This window comes from Wenzhouxiangella sp. YN9 (assembly GCF_056324165.1).
This window is the reverse complement of record NZ_JBJNIP010000110.1, coordinates 12,393-31,120: the sequence shown is the minus strand read 5'-3', so window position 1 is coordinate 31,120 and position 18,728 is coordinate 12,393. Positions and strand designations below refer to the sequence as shown.

General features: G+C 64.8%; 19 protein-coding genes. 4 read left to right on the top strand and 15 right to left on the bottom strand.

Translation table 11 applies throughout. The features are described from left to right. The first annotated feature begins 18 nt into the window (after positions 1-18). Positions 19-1,872, top strand: coding sequence for a penicillin-binding protein activator (locus tag ACEWQ0_RS10705; protein WP_476483540.1), 1,854 nt, complete (start codon positions 19-21; stop codon positions 1,870-1,872). Then, positions 1,865-2,239 (top strand): YraN family protein, encoded by a 375-nt coding sequence (locus tag ACEWQ0_RS10700; RefSeq protein ID WP_476483539.1) that lies wholly within the window; start codon positions 1,865-1,867, stop codon positions 2,237-2,239. Before ACEWQ0_RS10705 ends, ACEWQ0_RS10700 begins: the two co-directional genes overlap by 8 nt. A gap of 22 nt (positions 2,240-2,261) precedes the next feature. On the opposite strand, the gene ACEWQ0_RS10695 is transcribed toward ACEWQ0_RS10700, so the two are convergent. The 9 genes from ACEWQ0_RS10695 to glyA are packed head-to-tail and all read right to left on the bottom strand — an operon-like array spanning position 2,262 to position 9,264. Then, complete coding sequence (locus ACEWQ0_RS10695) at positions 2,262-2,753, bottom strand: phosphatidylglycerophosphatase A family protein (protein ID WP_476483538.1); 492 nt, start codon at positions 2,751-2,753, stop codon at positions 2,262-2,264. After that, the gene (gene thiL, locus ACEWQ0_RS10690; RefSeq protein ID WP_476485332.1) at positions 2,746-3,702 is read right to left on the bottom strand and encodes a thiamine-phosphate kinase; all 957 of its coding nucleotides are present in this window, start codon (positions 3,700-3,702) and stop codon (positions 2,746-2,748) included. Before thiL ends, ACEWQ0_RS10695 begins: the two co-directional genes overlap by 8 nt. Beyond that, positions 3,677-4,138: a transcription antitermination factor NusB gene (gene nusB, locus ACEWQ0_RS10685; RefSeq protein ID WP_476483537.1), complete on the bottom strand. Its 462-nt coding sequence runs from the start codon at positions 4,136-4,138 to the stop codon at positions 3,677-3,679. Before nusB ends, thiL begins: the two co-directional genes overlap by 26 nt. Next, the gene (gene ribH / locus ACEWQ0_RS10680) at positions 4,135-4,596 is read right to left on the bottom strand and encodes a 6,7-dimethyl-8-ribityllumazine synthase (RefSeq protein ID WP_476483536.1); all 462 of its coding nucleotides are present in this window, start codon (positions 4,594-4,596) and stop codon (positions 4,135-4,137) included. The genes nusB and ribH overlap by 4 nt, the downstream gene beginning before the upstream one ends. A 9-nt stretch (positions 4,597-4,605) precedes the next feature. Next, entirely contained in the window at positions 4,606-5,721 is a 1,116-nt protein-coding gene (gene ribB / locus ACEWQ0_RS10675; protein WP_476483535.1) for a 3,4-dihydroxy-2-butanone-4-phosphate synthase, read from the bottom strand. Further along, positions 5,718-6,314, bottom strand: coding sequence for a riboflavin synthase (locus ACEWQ0_RS10670; RefSeq protein ID WP_476485331.1), 597 nt, complete (start codon positions 6,312-6,314; stop codon positions 5,718-5,720). Before ACEWQ0_RS10670 ends, ribB begins: the two co-directional genes overlap by 4 nt. Before the next feature lie 13 nt (positions 6,315-6,327). Beyond that, a complete protein-coding gene (gene ribD, locus ACEWQ0_RS10665; protein ID WP_476485330.1) occupies positions 6,328-7,404 on the bottom strand; it encodes a bifunctional diaminohydroxyphosphoribosylaminopyrimidine deaminase/5-amino-6-(5-phosphoribosylamino)uracil reductase RibD in 1,077 nt (358 codons plus the stop codon). A 46-nt stretch (positions 7,405-7,450) separates the two neighbouring features. Continuing rightward, a complete protein-coding gene (gene nrdR / locus ACEWQ0_RS10660) occupies positions 7,451-7,957 on the bottom strand; it encodes a transcriptional regulator NrdR (protein ID WP_476483532.1) in 507 nt (168 codons plus the stop codon). A gap of 47 nt (positions 7,958-8,004) precedes the next feature. After that, the gene (glyA, locus tag ACEWQ0_RS10655; RefSeq protein WP_476483531.1) at positions 8,005-9,264 is read right to left on the bottom strand and encodes a serine hydroxymethyltransferase; all 1,260 of its coding nucleotides are present in this window, start codon (positions 9,262-9,264) and stop codon (positions 8,005-8,007) included. Between the two features lie 139 nt (positions 9,265-9,403). Between glyA and ACEWQ0_RS10650 the strand changes: the two genes are divergently transcribed. Next, positions 9,404-10,768, top strand: coding sequence for a phosphohexomutase domain-containing protein (locus ACEWQ0_RS10650; RefSeq protein ID WP_476485329.1), 1,365 nt, complete (start codon positions 9,404-9,406; stop codon positions 10,766-10,768). Positions 10,769-10,799: 31 nt separating this feature from the next. Here the strand turns inward: ACEWQ0_RS10650 and ACEWQ0_RS10645 are convergent, their stop codons facing one another. Continuing rightward, a complete protein-coding gene (locus tag ACEWQ0_RS10645) occupies positions 10,800-12,659 on the bottom strand; it encodes a DUF885 domain-containing protein (protein WP_476485328.1) in 1,860 nt (619 codons plus the stop codon). 238 nt (positions 12,660-12,897) lie between these two features. Here ACEWQ0_RS10645 and ACEWQ0_RS10640 point away from each other — a divergent pair, with 238 nt between their 5' ends. Next, positions 12,898-13,437: a YSC84-related protein gene (locus tag ACEWQ0_RS10640; RefSeq protein WP_476485327.1), complete on the top strand. Its 540-nt coding sequence runs from the start codon at positions 12,898-12,900 to the stop codon at positions 13,435-13,437. Between the two features lie 73 nt (positions 13,438-13,510). On the opposite strand, the gene ACEWQ0_RS10635 is transcribed toward ACEWQ0_RS10640, so the two are convergent. From ACEWQ0_RS10635 to ACEWQ0_RS10615, 5 genes are all read right to left on the bottom strand, one after another. Continuing rightward, entirely contained in the window at positions 13,511-15,298 is a 1,788-nt protein-coding gene (locus ACEWQ0_RS10635; RefSeq protein ID WP_476483527.1) for an ABC transporter transmembrane domain-containing protein, read from the bottom strand. Then, positions 15,295-15,483, bottom strand: a complete 189-nt coding sequence (locus tag ACEWQ0_RS10630) for a hypothetical protein (RefSeq protein WP_476483526.1) — start codon at positions 15,481-15,483, stop codon at positions 15,295-15,297. Before ACEWQ0_RS10630 ends, ACEWQ0_RS10635 begins: the two co-directional genes overlap by 4 nt. 47 nt (positions 15,484-15,530) lie before the next feature. Continuing rightward, entirely contained in the window at positions 15,531-17,117 is a 1,587-nt protein-coding gene (locus ACEWQ0_RS10625; RefSeq protein WP_476485326.1) for an AsmA family protein, read from the bottom strand. 182 nt (positions 17,118-17,299) lie between these two features. Beyond that, on the bottom strand, positions 17,300-17,686 hold the full coding sequence (gene rplQ, locus ACEWQ0_RS10620) for a 50S ribosomal protein L17 (RefSeq protein WP_476483524.1): 387 nt from the start codon (positions 17,684-17,686) through the stop codon (positions 17,300-17,302). Between the two features lie 10 nt (positions 17,687-17,696). Continuing rightward, the gene (locus ACEWQ0_RS10615) at positions 17,697-18,701 is read right to left on the bottom strand and encodes a DNA-directed RNA polymerase subunit alpha (protein ID WP_476483523.1); all 1,005 of its coding nucleotides are present in this window, start codon (positions 18,699-18,701) and stop codon (positions 17,697-17,699) included. Between the last annotated feature and the right edge of the window lie 27 nt (positions 18,702-18,728).

The window sequence follows — 18,728 nt, the reverse complement described above, 5'->3', positions numbered from 1 at the left end:
TGGTTTATCATTCCCGGCATGAAACGACTCATTCTCCTGTTGTTTTCACTTTCGCTGCTCACCGCCTGCGCCCCCTCCGGCCCCGGCACGCGCAGCGAAACCGGCATCGACGGCGGCCGTATCGAACGCATGCTGGCCCGCGGTGATTACACCGAAGCCGCGCTGGCCTTTGAACAGCAAGCGCTGAGCCGGCCCCTGGATGCCGATCGGCTGTGGCTTCGCGCCGCCGAAGCCTGGCTCGAGGCCGCGCGGCTCGATCAGGCAGAGAAGACGCTCAGGCGCATTGACACGGCAGCCCTGGTCGACGCCGAGCTCGTGCGCCTGGACCTGGTGCAGGCGGAGCTGGCCATGCGCCGCGGCGACCTGGCCAACGCCGGCTGGCTGCTGGCAAGCACCGCCGAGCGCCTGCCTCGCAGCCTGCAGGCGCGCCATGCCGAGCTGGAAGCCCGCCTGAAGGAACACGAGTCCCGGCCCATTCGCGACGCGCTGACGGCGCTGCAGACAGCCGTCGCGGAGCCCGGATTCAGCCCGGAGACCGCCCTGGCACTGATGCTCGACTATCCCGTCGCCGAGCTCGAGCGCGTGCTCTATCAGGTGTCTGACCAGCCACGCCTGCTGCCCTGGCTGGACCTGGTCATTACCGCACGCGAACAGCTGCTCGACGACGCGGCCCTGGATCAGGCCCTGTCTGCCTGGCAAAGGCGCTGGCCGGAGCAGGACTACCGGGCCGACGAGGCCCGTCGCTGGATCGCGGCCTGGCGCCAGACCCGCCCGATGCCGGAGCACATCACGGTGCTGCTGCCGGCCGCAGACACGCCGCTGTATCGACCGGGAGAGGCGCTGCGTGAGGGCTTGCTGGCTGCCTGGCTGCGCCTGCCGCCGGATCGACGACCACGACTGAGGTTCCACTACCTGGACCAGGATCAGGAAAGCGTGCACGCGGCCTGGTTCGATGCGCGCGAGAACGGCAGCGATTTTCTCATTGGCCCGCTGCAGCGCGACAAGGTCGATGCCCTGATCGACCTGCCCGATGCCGGCCTGATTCCAACCCTGCTGCTCAACCTGCCCGAGGAGCCCGAGCAACTGTCTGCTGCCGATGGCGAGGTGGCTGCGCTGGCTCTGCCGCCGGAGGACGAAGCCGAGCTGGCCGCCGTTCACGCCCTGGCCACCGGGCACCGGCGCGCGCTGGTGCTGGCGCAGTATTCCGACTGGGGTGAACGCGTCGCCGACGCCTTTATCGAAACCTTTCGTCTCGGCGGCGGCCAGGTCCTGGCCAACCGCATCTATGACCCTGCGCTGCCCGATCACTCCACGCTGCTGCGCGAGACTCTCGAAGTCGACCAGTCGCAGGCACGGGCGCGGCGGCTGGCCGGCGTGATCGGAACCCGGCCCGAGTCGGTTGCCCGACGGCGCAGCGATATCGACCTCATCTTTCTCGGCGCACGCGAAGACGATGGTCGCCTGCTGCGCCCGCAGCTGGAGTTTTTTGACGCCGGCGATCTGACAATCATGGCCACCTCCTACATCGTTGACGGCGCCCCGCACCCCGATCGCGACCGCGACCTCGACGGCATCATCACGCCCATGCCACCCTGGTTTCTCGACTACACCACTGCGGGCACGCTGCGAGAGCGTGCCGACGCGCTCTATGCCGGCCTCGACAACGCCACGCTTTCGCGCCTGCACGCGCTGGGGCGCGACGCCATGGCGCTGGTGCCCTGGCTGGCGATGATGCGCGACGATCCGGCGCTGTCGCTACCGGGGGCCATGGGTGATCTGAGCCTGCCGGCCGACCGGATAGTCCGGCGTGACCTGCCGATGGTCAGAATCAACGGCGGCATTGCCACACCGGCAGAGCCGGAAGATGAGTAGGCAAGTCCGCGGTGAGCAGGGGGAGCAGCAAGCCGAACGCTGGCTTGCAGAACGCGGCCTGAAGCTGGTCGAGCGCAACTACCAGTGCCGAGCGGGAGAAATCGACCTGGTCATGCTCGATCCCTCCGCCCACGATACCGAGGTGCTGGCATTCATCGAAGTGCGCCTGCGCGGCCCCGGTGCCCGAGTCGACAGCATTGACAGCATCGACGAGCGCAAGCAGCGACGGCTGATCAGCGCCGCGCGTCATTTCCTGATGAGCCGTCCGCAATGGCAGGAGCATGCCTGCCGCTTCGACGTCGTCGGTATCGACGGAAAGGAAAACCGCCTGCGCTGGATTGCCGGCGCTTTCGAGCTGTCGGCCTGAGCACCAACCGCCGCACGTACCTTCAGTACGCCTGAAGCACCACCGCGGCCAGCAGCAGGCAGGCCAGCGCATACGCGGCCGCCAGCACATCATCGAGCATGACCCCAAGGCCGCCATGAACGCGCCGGTCGAACCAGCCGATGGGCCAGGGCTTGAGGGCATCGAAAACGCGAAACAGGATAAAGGCCGCCAACCACCAGCCCCAGCTCAACGGCAGGCAGACCAGCACCAGCCACAGCCCGACGAACTCATCGAAGACAATGCCGCTGTGATCGTGCACGCCAAGACGACGCCCGACGCGCCCGCACAGCCACACGCCGAAGGCAAAAGCCAGCGCCAGCACGAGCAGCGCCAGGCCCGTGGGGAGAAACACCAGCGGCAGCGCCAACGGAACCGCGGCCAGGCTGCCGGCCGTGCCCGGCGCATACGGCGACAGCCCGCTGCCAAAACCAAAGGCCAGAAAGCCGTCGACCGAACCCAGCGCCACCTCGCGCGTGCGCGCTCGCTCAGTCATGACGAAAGTGGTCCCAGCCCGCTCCCAGACCGGCCGGCACTGCATGCTGTGCCGAGCGGCAAACCACGCCGCCCTCCCCGCCAATGACGCCAATGGCGGTCAGATCGACCCGGGCATCCCGGGCAAGCGCCTCGAGGTCGGCAGCAGCCGGCAGCACGGCAAGCAGCTCGTAATCGCTGCCGCCGCCGGTCTGCAGGCGAAAACGCTCGACGGGATCGGCGACGGCACGCTTCAGGGCGGCTGAAGCCGGCAGGGCATCGAGATCGACTTCAGCGCCCAGGCCCCTTTGCAGCAAGTGATTCAGGTCGGCCAGCAAGCCGTCGGAGAGATCGATCATGGCCCGGGCTGACGCGCGCAGCACCTGACCCGCCGTGACCCGCGCGGTGGGTCGGCGCAAGCGCGCACGCAAATCAGAACCAGCCTGATCACCCAGTCTCAGAGCCGCCGCCGCATCGCCAACCGTGCCGGTCACGACCAGTCGATCTCCGGGCCGGCCGCCGTGGCGAGTCACCGCCTGGCCCGCGGGCAGTTCACCGATCAGCTCGACGCCGATATTGAGCGCGCCGCGCGCCAGATTGCCGCCCACCAGCGCCATATCGGCAGCCTCCGCGGCGGCCAGGAAACCATCGAGAAAGCCATCGATCCAGCGCTCCTCGATATGCGGCAGCGTCAGCGCCAGCAGGGCCCAGCGCGGCGCGGCGCCCATGGCGGCCAGATCACTCAGATTGGCGTGCGCAGCCAGGTGGCCGACGTCTTCGGCCGGCCAGTCGGGCGTGAAATGGCGGTCAAGAACCAGCGAATCGGTGGTGACCGCCAGCTGATGGTCAGGTGTGGGCGTGAGCACCGCGGCGTCGTCGCCAATCCCCAGAGTCACACCATGACCCGGGGCGGCGCGTGCGCGGATGCGCTCGATCAACCCGAACTCATCCATCGCCGGCACTGGCGTCACGCTCTGCCTTGCGCACCATGCGCGACAGGCGATCGAGCACGCCGTTGACAAAGGTGTGCGCCTGCTCGGCCCCGAAGCGGTGCGCAAGCTCGACGGCTTCGTCGATAATCACCCGATATGGAGTTTCCGGGTGATGCATGAGTTCGCACGCACCCAGTCGGAGGATGACGCGCTCCATCTGATCAAGGCTGGCATCGGCACGCTTGACGTGGGGATTGAGCGCGGCATCCAGCGCTTCGCGATTGGCCACGACCTCGCGCACCAGCGTCTCGAAATAGTTTTCATCCACGCCGCTGAAGTTCTGCTCCTCACGGAACTGCTCGATGATGGCCGGCGCACTGCTGTCATTGATCTGCCACTGATAGAGCGCCTGCAAGGCTCGGCGCCGGGCGCGGCGACGCGGCTCGTAAGGGCTGACCGTACGCCGTCGGCTCATGCCCCCACCCGACGCTTGAACTCGATCATGTCGAGCACCGCCATGGCCGCTTCCCGGCCCTTGTTCTTGCGCTCCGGATCAGCGCGCTCAAGCGCCTGCTCAGCATTTTCCGGGGTGAGCACGCCAAAGCCGACCGGCAGGCCGCTCTCGAGCTGAACCTGTTGCAGCCCGCGCGCACACTCGGCGGAAATGAAATCGAAATGCGCGGTCTCGCCGCGCACCACCGCGCCCAGCGCGATGATCGCATCAAAGCGACCGCTGGCGGCCAGCGCTGCTGCGGCCAGGGTCAGCTCCCAGGCGCCCGGAACGGGATGGACCTCGATGTGCTCCTCGTCCATGCCGGCATCCAGCAAAGCCTGGCGACAGCCGGCCAGCATCAGGTTGGTGATCTCGGCGTTGAAACGCGCCACGGCGATGGCGACGCGGCTGCGGTCTGCAGCCCGATGCGGTTCAGTCATGATGTCAACTCAGCCCTCTTCTTCAGGCAGAAGGTAGTCGGTGATCTCCAGGCCGAAGCCGTCCAGCGCGTGCAGGCGCTTGGGCGCGCCGAAGACCTGCATGCGGCGGATGCCGAGCTCGGCGATGATCTGCGCGGCGATACCATAGCTGCGCAGCTCGTTGGCTGCGTGGTCGGTCTGGCCAGCCTCGGCTCCGCTTTCGGCCGCCGTCAGACCGGCCAATCGGCTGGCGTCCTCTTCATCGTGGCCCAGCACCAGGGCCAGGCCGTGGCCGCGGCGGGCGATGTCGGCCAGGGCGGCATCCAGCGGCATGCCGAAGCCGGGCTCGGTAATGCCCATCACGTCGCCGAGCAGCTCGGGGACGTGCACCCGCACCGGAATCGATTTTTCCGGATCGATTTCGCCGCGGATCAGCGCCCAGTGCAGGCGCTGGGTGATGCGGTCGCGAAAGACCTTGAGCAGGAACTCGCCGTGGGCCGTACCCACCGTCTGGGTGTGCACACACTCGACGTTCTGCTCGGTACTCATGCGGTAGCGAATCAGGTCAGCCACGGTGCCCATCTTCAGGCCGTGCTCCTTGACGAACGCCTCGAGCTCCGGCCGCCGCGCCATGGTGCCGTCCTCGTTGAGAATCTCGACCAGAACAGCGGCAGGCTCCAGCCCGGCCAGCAACGCCAGATCCATGCCCGCCTCGGTGTGCCCGGCACGCGCCAGCACCCCCCCGGGCTGGGCCATGAGCGGAAACACGTGGCCGGGCTGATTGAGGCTGTCAAGCCCGGCGTCCGGGGCCACCGCCGTGCGAATGGTATGCGCGCGGTCGTAGGCCGAAATGCCGGTCGTCACGCCGGTGGCCGCTTCGATGGATACGGTGAAATTGGTCTGATGATGGCGATCGGTATCGCGCACCATCAGCTGCAGGCCCAGCTGGCGACAGCGCTCGCGCGTGAGCGACAGACAGATCAACCCGCGGCCGTAACGCGCCATGAAATTGATGTCTTCCGGGCGCACCATCGGCGCGGCCATGATCAGATCGCCCTCGTTCTCGCGATCCTCATCATCGAGCATGACGACCATGCGACCGGCAGCAACATCCTTGAGGATGGATTCAATCGAGTCAAAACTCATGAGGTCACTCCAGTGAGCCGTTCCAGATAACGGGCAAGCAGGTCCACTTCGAGGTTGACCCGGCCATCGACTTCGAGCCCGCCCAGTGTGGTCACCGCAAGGGTGTGCGGAATCAGGTTGACCTCGAACTCGCGCCCGTCGACGGCGTTGATGGTCAGGCTCACGCCGTCGAGCGTGACCGAACCCTTCTCAGCAATGAAGCGCGCCAGCGCTTCAGGAACACGAAAGCGCACAACACGACTGTCGCCGACCGGCTGAATCGAAACCACTTCGGCCAGGCCGTCGATATGGCCGGTCACCAGATGACCGCCCAGACGATCACCCAGCGCCAGCGCCGGCTCGAGGTTGACCGGGCTGCCGGCACGCAGGCTGCCCAGACTGGTTCGCTCGAGCGTCTCGGCCGACAGATCAGCCGAGAAACCCTGCTCGTCGATGGCCAGCGCGGTCAGGCAGCAGCCGGCAACCGACACGCTGTCGCCTTCGCGCCACTGCGCCGGTTCAAGCCGGGGGCAATCGATACGCATGCGACAGCCGCCCGAAGCGGGCATAATCCTGCTGACCCGCCCGACAGACTGGACAATTCCGGTAAACATCACTGCGCCCCTTTCAGGAGACAAATCGGTACAGAAAGCGCCAGTCCTGGACAAAGCGACGCGCTTCGACCAGTTGGACATGGAGGCGGTCGTCGAATTTTTCCATCCCCGGCAGATCCAGCAGCGGTCGCCCGCGCCCGATCAGACAGGGCGCCTGATAGACCAGCAGCTCATCGACCAGCCCCTGCGCCGTCAGCGCGCCGCAAAGGGTGGGGCCGGCCTCGACGTGAACCGTATTGAACTCGCGCTCGGCCAGGCGCTGCAGCAGCTCCGGCAGGCTGACCCGACCGGTGGCATCCGCCGGCAATTGCCACCATTCCACGCCGTCCCGCTCTTGTCCCGGGGCACAGCTGGCCACGATGACCGGCCCGGGCAGCGTCATCAGCCGGGGCTGTTCGGGCAGGCGCGCACGCGAGTCGACGACAACGCGCGGCAGCTGGCGATCAAAGCCGCTCAGGCGTACGTTCAGCCTCGGGTCGTCGGTCAGCACGGTCCCGATCCCGGTCAGAATGCATGAGGCTCGAGCGCGCCAGAGCTGCACATCGGCGCGGGCAGAGGCCCCGGTGATCCACTGCGAACGATCATCGGCCCCGGCGGTCAAGCCATCCAGGCTGGCGGCCAGCTTGACGCGCACCCAGGGACGGCCACGCTCGTGCCGGCTGATGAAGCCCCGGTTGAGCGCCCTTGCAGCATCCTCCATCAACCCGGTTCGCACAGTGATCCCCGCGCGTGTGAGCTGGTCGTGGCCCGCGCCGGCCACGCGCCCGTCCGGATCGGGCATGGCCGAAACCACCGCAGCGACACCAGCCTCGATCAGTGCCGTGGTACACGGCGGCGTACGCCCCTGATGGCTGCAGGGCTCGAGGCTGACATAGGCCGTCGCACCGCGCGCCCGGATGCCGGCCTGCTGAAGGGCAAGCGTTTCAGCGTGCGGCTCGCCAGCAGCCCGATGCCAGCCGCGACCCACAACCTCACCTGCTTGGACGATCACGCAGCCGACGACCGGGTTGGGGTCGGCGCTCAGGCTGCCCTTCTCGGCCAGACGAAGGGCTTCGGCCATGTAGCGATGATCGTCTGCGGTAAAGGACATACGCAAAAAAACAGCAGTCAGAGATCAGCGGCAGGCGTGTTCGGCATCATTTCTGACCGTCGTCAAGCAAAGGAATCTGGCGCCGATCGATCATGCCGGGGTTGTCGCGCTCGAGCTTCTCGATTTCCACGCGGAAGGCCTGCACATCTTCGAAGCGCCGGTAGACCGACGCGAAACGAACATAGGCCACCTGATCAAGCTGCGACAGCTCGGCCGCCACCCAGTCGCCCAGCTTCTGGCTGGAAATCTCCGGTTCTTCAAGGGTATGCACTGCCCGCACCAGGGTGCGGATAGCGCGCTCGACCAGTTGGGTTTCCACCGGGCGCTTCTCCAGCGCCTTGAGCATGCCGCGCCGGAGCTTGTCTTCGCTGAACGCCTCCCGCGAACCGTCGGCCTTGATCACGTTGGGCGCTTTCAGGACCGCCGTCTCCAGAGTATTGAAGCGCGCGCCGCAATCGGCACACTCGCGTCGGCGCCGGATCTGGAAGCCGTCGGAGGCCAGACGTGAGTCGACCACGCGGGTATCGGTGTGATTGCAGAACGGGCACCACACGACTCAGACAGCTCCGACCTTAAACCGTGACGCCAGGGAGTGAGCCATCAATCCCCATAGACCGGATGCTTGCGGCAGAGAGCGAGGGCAGACTCCTTCACTCGCTGTTCGACGGATTCGTCGCCCATGTTGTCAAGGACGTCGCAGATCAGCCCGGCCAGCTCGCGGCAGTCGTCTTCGGTGAACCCGCGCGTGGTCGATGCCGGCGTGCCGATGCGCAGCCCCGAGGTGACGAATGGCGAGCGCGACTCGCCCGGCACGGTGTTCTTGTTGACCGTGATGTTGGCCCGGCCCAGCGCTGCTTCGGCGTCCTTGCCGGTGATGTCCTTGTCGGTCAGATCGATCAGGAACAGATGATTGTCGGAGCCGCCGGAGACCACCTTGTAGCCGCGCTCCATGATGGTCGCGGCCATGGCGCGGGCGTTGGCGACCACGCGCTGCTGGTAATCGGTGAACTCCGGCTCCAGGGCCTCCTTGAAAGCAACGGCCTTGGCGGCGATGACGTGCATCAGCGGCCCACCCTGGCAACCCGGAAAGACCAGCGACTGAAACTTCTTGGTCAGCTCTTCATCATCACCGGGTGACAGGATGATGCCGCCACGCGGGCCCCGGAGCGTCTTGTGCGTGGTCGAGGTCGTGACGTGGGCGTGGGGAACGGGGTTGGGATAGATGCCGGCGGCGATCAGGCCAGCGACGTGTGCCATGTCGACCATGAACCAGGCGCCGACCTCGTCGGCAATCGCGCGCATCCGGGCCCAGTCGACCAGACGGGAATAAGCAGAAAAGCCACCGATCAGCATTTTCGGCTTGTGCTTGTGCGCCATTGCGGCCATGTGCTCATAGTCGACCTCGCCGCTGTCGCGGTCGAGCCCGTAGTGAACGGCATTGAACACCCGGCCGGAAAAATTCACCTTGGCGCCATGCGTCAGATGCCCGCCTTCGGTCAGATCCATGCCCAGAATCGTGTCGCCGGGCTGAAGCAGGGAAAGATAGACCGCCTGATTGGCCTGCGAGCCCGAATGCGGCTGCACGTTGGCATACCCGGCATCAAACAGCTTCTTGGCACGCTCGATGGCCAGGCTTTCGGCAATGTCGACGAACTCGCAGCCGCCATAATAGCGCCGTCCCGGATATCCCTCGGCATACTTGTTGGTCAACACCGAACCCTGCGCTTCCATCACGCGCGGACTGGCGTAGTTTTCCGAGGCGATCAGCTCGATGTGATCTTCCTGACGCTGCTCCTCGGAGCGAATGGCGCGCGCCAGCTCATCATCGAACCCGGCAATGGTGAAAGATTTGTCGAACATGAGTTGAATATTCCAGTGGTTTTTGCAGGCGCATCAATGGTATCACCAAGTCACCCGGGGTTCGCCGGTCACTGTCGCCAGGCCGCCTCGCCTATCATGTAGTCTGCGAACAGGTTCTCCCGGCAGATGAGACGACTCCATGCACAAGCTTCCAGACTCGCCATTCAAGGCCTACGACGTCCGCGGACGCGTTCCTGACCAGCTCAACGAGGAGCGCGCCTTTCTGATCGGCCTGGCCTACGCCCGCGTGATCGAGCCGCAAGGTCCGGTCGCGATCGGATTTGACATGCGCGCCTCCAGCCAGGCGCTGGCCGATGCCCTGGCCGATGGCCTCAACCGCGCCGGGGTGGACACGCGCAGTATCGGCCTTTGCGGAACCGAGGTCGTCTATCACGCCGCCTCGCTGGAAGGAATGGGCGGCGGCATCATGATCACGGCCAGCCACAATCCAGCCGACTACAACGGCATGAAGATGGTGCGCGAGCAGGCCATCCCGGTCAGTGCCGATACCGGCCTGAAACAGATGGAAGCGCTGGTTGCCCAGGGCATCGATTCGCCGCGCAACGGGGCCCGGGGAAGCCATCAAGAACTGTCGGTGTTCGCAAGCTATATCGAACGCGTTCGCGGCTTTATCCACGCCGACCGGCTGGCGCCAATGAAAATCGTGGTCAACGCAGGCAACGGCTGTGCCGGCCCCGCTTTCGATGCGATTGCCAGCGGCTTGCCGCTCGATGTCGTGCGTCTGCATCATGCGCCCGACGGCAGCTTTCCCAACGGCGTGCCCAACCCGTTGTTGCCGGAAAACCGTCGGGAAACTGCGCAGACCATGATCGACGCGAAGGCCGACCTGGGTATTGCCTGGGACGGCGACTTCGACCGCTGCTTCTTCTTCGACCACAACGGTCGATTCATCGAAGGATATTATCTTGTCGGCCTGTTCGCGCGGCAGCTGCTCGAGCAGTCACCGGGCGAGAAGATCGTGCTCGACCCGCGCCTGACCTGGAACACGCTCGATGAAGTGGCCGATGCCGGAGGGCAGGCCTTGGTCAACAAGAGCGGGCACGCCTTCATCAAGGAACGCATGCGCTCGGAAAACGCGCTCTACGGTGGCGAAATGTCGGCGCACCACTACTTCCGCGACTTCAGCTACTGTGACTCGGGCATGATTCCGTGGCTGCTGCTGCTCGAGCGCATCAACACCACCGGCAAGTCGCTGGCGCAGCTTGTCGATCAGCGCATCCACACCTTTCCCTGCAGCGGCGAAATCAACTTCACGGTCGCAGACACCCAGGGCACCATTGACCGCGTTCTGAGGCACTTCGATGCCGATCAACCGCAGCTTGATCGCACCGACGGCATCAGCCTGGCGTTCGACAACTGGCGATTCAACCTGCGCGCCTCCAACACCGAACCGGTGATTCGGCTGAACGTGGAAACACGCGCCGACCCAGCCCTGCTCGAGAAAAAAACCGAGCTGCTCCACGCCCTGATCGACCGCCGCTGACCCGGCAAGGCGCCGGGTCAGCATGGCCGACTCAGTCCGAGTCGGTCATCAGTTCGGCAATCGTGTCGACCGGGGCCGAGCCGTAGCTGAGAAATTCATTGTGGAAGGCCTTGAGGTCGAATGCATCTCCCAGCTCGGCCCGGCGCTGCTCACGCAGATCCATGATCGCGGCATAGCCGGCGTAGTAGGACGTCAGCTGCACCTGGCTCAGCGTCAGCCGACGCCACTTCTGGGTGGCCTCCGATGTTTCCTGGAAAGCTTCGTCCTGCATCATCCTGACGGCCACGTCCCGCTCCATGCCGCGCACGTGCACCGCATAGTCGAGAATGGCGTTATGCACGACCCGCAGCAGCCATTTGCCGTGCATCAGCCACAGCTCCGGGGCCTGTTCACCCCAGCCTGCCTCGAGCATCATGCGCTCTGAATAGACCGCCCAGCCCTCGATCATTGCACCGTTGCCGAACAGGCTCTTGACCAGGCTCGCCGAGGTGTTGGCGTGCAGCAGCTGCGTGTAATGCCCCGGGATCCCTTCGTGGATGTTGAGAATCTGCAGCATCCAGTCGTTGTACTCGCGCAGGTAGCTTGCCGCCTGCTCCTCGCCATAGGTCTCCAGCGGGGTGACGTTGTAGTAAGTCTCGGCCTGCGGATTGAACGGCCCCGGGGCGCTCACCGAGGCGATGGCACCGGTGCCGCGCATGTATTCAGGCGTTTCCCGCACCACCAGAGGCTTGTCGGGGTCCTGATCCAGAAGATCCTTTTCGCGCACGAAGGCCGCCAACTGCGGCATCTGCCCGCGGATTTCTTCGACGAAGTCCTCGGCTGCCACATGGTCTCGGGACAGTCGATCGATCATCTGCCCAATGCGCTCCAGCCGCGCTTCCGGCATCTCCTGCCCGTCGAAATACTCCGGCCACAGCTCACGGGTGTAGCCATCCATCTCCTCGAGCAGGCGCTGTTTTTCATCCAGGGCGCGCTGGTAGAGCTCGGCGGCGGTGAAGTCCGCCTGGATATCATGGGCAAATTTCTGCTCGTAGAGCGTCTCGCCGAGCCGGAAGGAACGAGCCTGGTCCGATGATTCCAGACGGGCCAGGCGCTGTTCCAGCCAGGACACCCAGGATTCGATCGCTGCCGCGGCATCATCCAGCGCGCTCGACATTGAGCTGGCCAGTTCGGGGTCCAGCTCGACGGCGCCACCGGCGACATGCTCACGCACACTGCCGAGCACGCTCAAGGCACCGCGGTTCTGGCTGATGGCCAGCTCGGTATGCTCGATGGTAGGCACCCCGAGGCTTTCCCGCGCCGCCTGATAATAGGCGGGCACCTGTTCGAGACGGTCGCGAATCAGCGCAAGCCGCTCGGGCAGCGGCGCGAATTCGGTATTCAGCAGGATGCTCAACGGTCCAGCGACGTTGTATTGCGAGGGCTGCCACTCCCAGCTTTTCAGCGTTTGCGTGTAAAAACGCATCGACTCGAGTCGATTTTCCAGCAGCTCGTAATCAGTGCGTCGATCAACCGGGAGCGAGTCGCGGTCGAATGAGTGCAACCGGGTCAGCGACCGCTCGATGAACTGGAGCTCCTCACGCCGATGGCGAGCATCGGGAATGGTCACCGTCCCGGCATTTTCATAGCGCCCCTGATAAATGGCCCATTCCGGCGAGCGGCGCAGCAGGTCAGCGATCAGGTCGTCGACGAAGGCGTCGAAATCCGTCGACTCGCTTCCCTGCGCTGTATCGCCCGCCTTTTCGTCAGCCTGTCCGGACGCCTCCGGCGCGATTTGATTGGCGTCGACCGCGGCAGTCGCAGTCGGGTCGGAAGGGTCGGCCGAATCAGCGCAGGCAACGACCAGCGCGGGCAAGAACACAAGAAAGGCGAGTCGGATCGCGGCGGGCATGGATGCTCTCCCGGAAAGTTGAAACAGCTTTGATGCTACCCCATTTTTCTGACCGACAGCGAGCCGCCGGGCCGCAGCGCGCGGCCGCGGCCGCGGATCACGGACGCCTGATACGGCGTCAGCCCGGGCCAATTTTCGGTCGGCCCGGGCGACGAGTGAACCTTCTATACTGTGAAGTCATCGAACGCCCAGACATCATCAACCGTTATCGCGTCTTCGCCAACCCACGGAGAACCCCATGTCATTCCCATTCCCGCAACGTCCGTTCATCTCCGGTTTGCTGCTTCTGGCCTTGCTGGCCGGCTGTGCCGCCACCCCTTCCGACAGCGTGCTGATCAGCGAATCGCGCTCCGCGCTGGCGAGCATGATCGATCGCGATCCCGGCCTGCAGCACTGGGTCGACCAGGCTTACGGCTATGTGGTCTTTCCCAATATCGGCAAGGGTGGGTTCTGGATCGGTGGCGGCTTCGGCCGGGGCATCGCCTTCGAGCAGGGTGAGCCGGTAGGCCGGGCTTCCGTATCTCAGGCAACGATCGGCGCCCAGATCGGTGCGCAGTCCTACAGCCAGGTGATCTTCTTTCGCGACGAGGCGGCCATGCGCCGTTTTCAGCGCGAAAGCCTGGAGTTTTCCGCTCAGGCCACGGCCGTTGCCGCCACCGAAGGCAAGGCAGCCACCACCAGCTACGAAAAAGGCGTGGCAGTCTTCAATTATGCTCGCGGCGGCCTGATGGCCGAAGCATCCGTTGGTGGGCAGAAGTTCCGCTACTGGTCACTGTAGCCCGGGGTTCGTCGGCCGCCCCCCGGAGCGAGGCACAGCCGATGACGCCGGGCGAAACCACCCGGCGTGTGGCTCAGCCGGCATCCGCGCCTTCAGCGAGAAACTGCAGCCGCGCAAGGCGCGCATAGAGCGGATTGTCCGCCACCAGCTGATCGTGGCTGCCCTGCGCAACCACCCGGCCCTGATCCAGCACGATGATCCGATCGGCGCGTCGCACGGTCGCCAGGCGGTGCGCGATCACCAGCACCGAGCGATCGCTGCTGATGTCGTTGAGCGCTTCCTGAACCAGACGCTCGCTTTCGGCATCCAGGCTGGCCGTGGCCTCGTCGAGCAGCAACAGCGGTGGCTGCTTGATCAGGGCGCGAGCAATCGCAATGCGCTGGCGTTGCCCCCCCGACAGGCGGACGCCGCGCTCACCCAGAAAGGTCTCGTAGCGTTGCGGCCAGCGCTCGATGAACTCGTCGGCATGCGCTGAGCGTGCCGCCTGGCCAATCGGGCCGTCATCCGCACCTGGCGTGCCGTAGGCGATATTTTCCGCCGCGGTGCCGGAGAACATCACCACATCCTGCGGCACCACGCCCAGGCGCCGGCGCAGCTCTGCCAGATCGAGCTCACGCACATCCACCCCACCCAGGCTGATGCCCCCGGCATCGGTGTCGTAGAAACGCAGCAGCAGCTGAAACAGGGTGGATTTTCCGGCGCCCGACGGCCCGACGATGGCGACCGTCTCGCCAGGCTCGATGGCGAAGCTCAGGCCCTGAAGAACCGGCTCGTCGGGGCGCGCCGGATAAGCAAACTCGACGGCATCGAAGCGCACGGACAAAGGCCCTTCGGGCAGACTCAGGGGCGACTCGGGGCTGATGATGGCCGGTCGCGCATCAAGGAGTTCGGCCAGCCGCTCCATGGCACCAGCGGCGCGCTGGAGCTGACTCCAGATCTCGCTGAGACTGGCGGTCGAACCGGCCGCGATCGCGGCGTAGAGCACGAACTGGCCGAGCTCACCCGGCGTCATTTCACCGCTGAGAACCGAGCGCGCCCCCAGCCAGAGCACGAACGTGATGGCACCGAAAGTCATCAGGATGACCAGCACGATCAACAGCGTGCTGGCGCGAATGCGATCACGAGCGGCAACGAAGGCCGACTCGACGGCGTGGGAAAAGCGCTCATGTTCGCGCCTTTCCTGGGCAAATGTCTGCACCGTTTGAACGGCGTTGATGGTCTCGTCACCGTGGGCGCTGAAATCAGCCACGCGGTCCTGGGCGCTGCGCGACAGGCGGCGAACCCAGCGCCCCAGCATCACTACCGGGACAATGATGAGAACGATCAGCATGCCGATCACGCCGGCAAGCGATGGCGCGGTGATGACCAGCGCCAGAGCACTGGCCACCAGCATGAGCAGATTGCGCACGCCAAAGGAAACCGTCGAACCAACCAGGGTTTCGACCAGGGTCGTATCGGTATTCAGGCGCGAGAGCACCTCGCCGGTGCGAGTGGTGGAAAAGAACTCCGGACTCATCGACAGTACGCGCTCATAAACGGACTTGCGAATGTCGGCGACCACGCGCTGACCGAGCCAGCTGACCCAGTAAAAGCGCAATCCGCCGCCCACCGCCATCATGGCGGCGGCCGCAAACAACAGCCAGAACCAGCGGTTGATATTGCCGATGTTCTCGGCCATGAAACCATGATCGATGACTCTTCCGACCGCAGCCGGGATGGCCAGCGCGCCGGCAGCCGAAATCACGAGAAACAGCAGGGCCAGCCCGATCTGAAGGCGGTAACGGGCCACGAAGGGCCTGAGAGCCGACAGCGAGCCCATGCGTCGACTGGCCGGGCGTTGTGCAGCGTCAGCCTTGCTCATGCCACCTCCGGGAAGGCCAGCCAGCTGCCCTTCTCCTGCCAACAATTCGACTGATGCGGCGCCGTGCGAGAGCCGCAGAAAATCGCGGTATGACTCATGATGTGTAGCTCTTCGATCAGATAGAAAACGGGCATGATTGACCCGCAACCGATGGCAACTGCAGTGTGCTTCTCAATGGCGACCATGGTACTCCGATTCCGCCGTGCTCCGGCAGCGGGCAAGGGTGACGCCATCACACGTCGTCGGGATTCGACCCGGGCAGCGACTGCGGTAGGTCAGGGGTTGGTCCCAGCGGACTCAGACGCGGTTCGTCCAATGAGCCGAAAACACGAAACGGGAAAGGCGCCTGCGCGTCGTCGATACGCAACACCCCGCCGAGGGTTGCCTCCGGAAACTGCAATGCGGCCCAGCCCGAGCCGGCAAGCTGCTCGCCCGAGAGCTCGAATTCGGGTAGCTCCAGATAGCCGGGCATCAAGCGCATCTGTCCGCTGAAGCGATCGAAGTGGTGCATGGCGCTCGACTCGCCCGGGTAGGCGAACGCCAGCCGACCGTCCCATAGCTCGAAGTCGCCCTCGAGCCGATAGCCGCGCCCGCCCTTCCCGGGCCAGCGCAACGACACCCTTGCCTCACCGCTGCCTTCCACTGCCGGCGCCAGATGCTGCCACTCGAGCAGGGTCTCAAGCGATGCCAGGCTGACATCGAGCTCCATGGACTGGTGCCTGTCGCGCTGCAGCACGCCGCTGGCCTCGACCAACCCGCCTGGAAAAACGCCCGCCAGGTTCACTCCCAGGCCGGCCGAGCGGGAACGCAGTTCAATGCGAACCTGAGACAGTTCGACAGCCCCGAGACGCAACCCATCGAGCTGTATCTGCGAGCGCAGATCAAGCTGGGCAGACAGTGTCGCCAGCACTTGCGGGAGGCTCGCTGTTCGATCACCGAAGGGCACCCGGCGGACTGCCAGCCAGTCCAGCTGGCGTCCGGCAACGAGCAGATCCAGCGCCGGCCTGGATCCGCCGTGGAAATTGAACGACAGATCGAAGGCCGCATCCGCCGCCCGCAGCTGACCACCGGCGAGACTGATGCGGAAGGGGCCGTCACCGCTCATTGCCAGCTCGCCGGCCAGACTGACGCGCTTGTCGCTGCCGGCCAGTCGACCGCTCACTTTCAGGTCCCGAAGACGGATCGGGCTGGCCGCCGACCGGGGTACGTGCAAGTGCCCCTGAGCGTTCATCCCCTCAAGCAGCGCGGGCTGACCAAGATCACCGCGAAAGCGGAAGGCCACCGTCTCGTCGAGGCTGAACCGCTCGAGCTCGATCTCATCAATCATGATGGCAGCCGGGGCGCGCTGCCCCTGGGGCATCAGCACCCGCACGTCCCGCAGCGCCAACGAGCGCCCGGAGAACAGCCGCGCCGACGAACGCAGCGCCGAAAGCGGATCGCGCCCCTGGTCTGCACGCTGGGCGTCGGTACCCCGAAGGTTGATCACCGCGCCGTCGAGCTGCATGCGACCGGTGGCCAGCTCGCCCTGAAGCAGGGGCAGAAATTGAAGGGTCATGCTCAAGCGCTCGGCGCGCAGCGTCGGCAGGCTGGCCCGATCACTCGGGCGGCCAAGGACCACGTCTTCGGCTACAACTCCGGGCCGCGGAAACAGATCGAACTCGAGGCCGCCGACGATTTCCACCCGCCGGCCGACCTGTTCGCTGAGTCGATCCGAAATCAGGGCTTTGAGGCGGGCTTCGTCGAACAGAATCACCGCCGAACCCCAGAGGCCGAGAACGATGATGGCCAGGGCGGCGGCAAGTATGATCGTTCGTCGCATCGAAAACCCCGCGGTCGGCAGCCGGCGCGACCGCTGCGGTCACGCCTGCGGCCATTGTAGCTCAGCCAGACCTGCTGGCAGGCCGGCTTCGGGCTGGCTCCATGGCTGCAGCGCGAGCACGGGGCATAAAAAAACCCGGCACGGTGGCCGGGTTTCCTGAACCTCCGGTCGGTAACCGGAATTTAATCGGCTGATTCGGCTTCCGGGCTGTCAGGCCGGCCCACCAGTTCAACGTAGGCCATGGGTGCCTTGTCTCCGGTACGATACCCGCACTTGAGAATGCGCAAGTAACCACCGGGTCGGTCGGCATAGCGCGGCCCCAGCTCGGCAAACAGCTTGCCCACCGCATCACGGTCACGCAGGCGATTGAAAGCCGTACGGCGAGCCGAGAGCTTGTCTTCCTTGGCCAGCGTGATCAAAGGCTCGGCAACCCGCCGCAGCTCCTTGGCCTTGGGCAGCGTGGTCTTGATCAACTCATGCTCGATCAGACTGGTGGTCATGTTGCGAAACATCGCCTGACGATGGGGCGAGTTGCGATTGAGTTTACGACCTGCTTTACGATGACGCATCGTTCTCTCCTCAGTGCTCGGTGCGCGCCAGCGACGGCGGCGGCCAGTTTTCCAGGCGGGTGCCCAGTGACAGATCGTGGGTCGCCAGCACCGTCTTGATTTCGGTCAGTGACTTCTTGCCCAGGTTCGGGGTCTTCAGCAGCTCCGTTTCAGTTCGCTGAACCAGGTCGCCCACGTACTGGATGTGCTCGGCCTTGAGACAGTTGGCTGAACGCACGGTCAGCTCGAGATCGTCGATCGGTCGCAGCAGGATGGGGTCGAAGGTTTCCGGTTTGACAACCGCTTCGTCTTTCTCGCGTGCCACGAACTCGACAAACACCGACATCTGATCGACCAGTATCCCCGCAGCCAGCTTGACCGCGTCCTCGCAGCTCATGGTGCCGTTGGTTTCGATATCGAACACCAGCTTGTCGAGGTCGGTACGCTGGCCAACGCGCGCACTTTCAACACTGTAGGCGACACGGTGCACCGGGCAATAGGATGCGTCGAGCTGCAAGCGGCCAATCGTGCGCGTCTCTTCTTCATTGAACTTCAGCGCAGCGGCAGCGTGGTAGCCAACGCCTCGCGTCACCTTGAGCTGCATCCGCAGCTTGTTGTTCTTCGTGAGGTTGCAAATCACGTGTTCCGGATTGATCACCTCGATATCATGATCGAGCTGGATGTCTCCGGCTGTCACGGGGCCCTTCTTGTCCTTGCTGAGCGTCAGCGTGGCTTCGTCGCGATTATGCATGCGAATGGCCACGTCCTTCAGATTGAGCAGCACCTCGACGATGTCTTCCTGCAACCCCTCAATGCCGGTGTACTCGTGCAGCACACCATCGATTTCTGCCTCGGTGATGGCGCTGCCCGGGATCGAGGACAAAAGAATACGCCGCAGCGCATTGCCCAGGGTATGGCCAAAGCCGCGCTCGAGCGGCTCGAGCGTAATGCGGGCCCGCCGTGACGAGATCTCGTCGACGATCAGCCCCTGGGGCTTGAGCATCGTGCCGATAAGTTCGCTTATCTGGCCTGACATGTTTGCCTCTCCAAATTCGGTTTTCGT